Annotated in this window: 1 protein-coding gene; it reads right to left on the minus strand. The window is 39.1% G+C overall.

Translation table 11 applies throughout. The features are described 5' to 3' along the window. Positions 1-296 precede the first annotated feature (296 nt). On the minus strand, positions 297-1,577 hold the full coding sequence (locus NE665_RS23605; protein WP_008729262.1) for a helix-turn-helix domain-containing protein: 1,281 nt from the start codon (positions 1,575-1,577) through the stop codon (positions 297-299). Between the last annotated feature and the right edge of the window lie 176 nt (positions 1,578-1,753).

The raw sequence follows: 1,753 nt of genomic DNA on the forward strand, positions 1-1,753 counted from the left end.
GCTGAAGTGAAAAGTTAAATTCCACTTTCAAAAGGCGAATAAAAAATGTGGAACTTTCTTCTACAGAAGTCTATACAGAGCATAAATATAGCGTTAGAAAGGGTTTCAAATAGGTAGAAGTAAGTAAAAATGTGAAGAAAGTGGTCATTGTGCGAATGATAGATAAAATGGATAAGCGCACTGAAAATAGGCTCCATTATGCCTATGTATAACTAAATTCCACTTCCATTTTATAGTTACACTATAAATAACTGTTCTTTGCCGCCGCTCTTATCATTCTTTATATCATCTGTTTGTTACTTATGAGTCAATACGCTTGGGCGAAGTATCACTTCGTCCTTATCTATTTTCTGTAGACCAAATTCATAAAGTTTCTGCGCTAATTCCGGACACATGAACTCACATAGCTCAAATGGGGATTTTCCATTCAAATGTTCCTTGGCACTGGAATTGATATGTGAGATGGCTACATTCAAGGAAGTCTGATCGGTCAGGCCGATACTGCGTAAGTCTACTTCGTTAGGTAATATATAACGTAATTCACGATGCATATTTTCCAGGCTTCCTTTCTGCCCGGACTGCATAGGGTCGCAATAGAAGACTCGTGTCCTTCTGGTACCATCGTCTCTTTTTTCCATATGCTCAGCATCAGTAAATTCACCTCCGCGATCGGTGAGTGTTATATGAGCTTCCTGTTCAAACAGGCTTTTTCCAAGGATGGAATCAAGAACGGCTAGTCCGTCAACCATATCTGCAGCAGTCTTCGTGTCGTGATATACAGCAAACAGGAGCCCATATTTGATGAATTTGAAAGTCTGGATAAACGGCCCATTGGAAATGTCATTGTAGACTGTATCCATTTGTAAAATGTGTGTGATTTCCTCAGACTCAACATAGGATTGGTAATCTGTGTAAAGCCGTCCAACAAGGAATTTACGGTCTTGTCGTTTTTTATAGATCGTCTTCTTCTTAGCGGTCATTTTTCTTTTGACTTTTATACGAAGGTCAATGTTAGCAATGCCAACACATTCGAATACACCTTGTTCAATATAGTTGTAGAGTGTCTTCTCACTGATTCCAAGTTCGGGATGTGCAGCTATGATCTGATAAGGTGAATGACCTTTTAATAGAAGAGGCTTGATGGTATTGCCTAGCTCTACAGCTTCTGATGAGGTCAGATTGATTCCGGTTCGAGACTCAACGAGTTCGCTACGGTATTCCTCATAGGCGATCGTAGGTTTATAGAGGTATTTATCAAAGCGGCAGCTTTTCAGTTTCTCACAGCCATTACAAGCTCCCGGAGTACGATCTCTGCGTTTACAGCGGAACTTAGAATAATCAGGGCAGTTGACAGTACAATTCTTTCTCTTAAACTTACAGTGAGCATAGTTCTCGCATTCTAGAGAAAGTGTAGATTTATGAGAGAGATAACGGTGAGCACGGATTTCCTTACCTATCGTAGATTTATCTTTGCCTAGATTATCAGCAATAGCTTTTTTAGAGGAACCATTAACGATGCCGATCGCGATGACATTGCGATCGTCCTGAGTCAGATGTTTGTTTTTGTTCGTTGCCATATTCATCACCCTTTGTAATGTGTATGATAATAACCAGCGGTTACCTTCATCATAGATATAAAAAAGGATATATGAAAGACTAAATGCAATTGTAAGTGTAAATTCAACTAGATTGTTGTGTAAGAGTCTTTTCTACTTAGCTACTTTGAAAGTGGAATTTAACTTTTCACTTCAGC

This window comes from Clostridium sp. DFI.1.208 (assembly GCF_024463855.1).
Taxonomy (GTDB): Bacteria; Bacillota_I; Bacilli_A; order Erysipelotrichales; family Erysipelotrichaceae; genus Clostridium_AQ.

What these genes read in the sequence shown, in the direction of transcription:
- NE665_RS23605 (WP_008729262.1), bottom strand. Translation starts at nt 1,577, where the DNA reads ATGGCAACGAACAAAAACAAACATCTGACTCAGGACGATCGCAATGTC.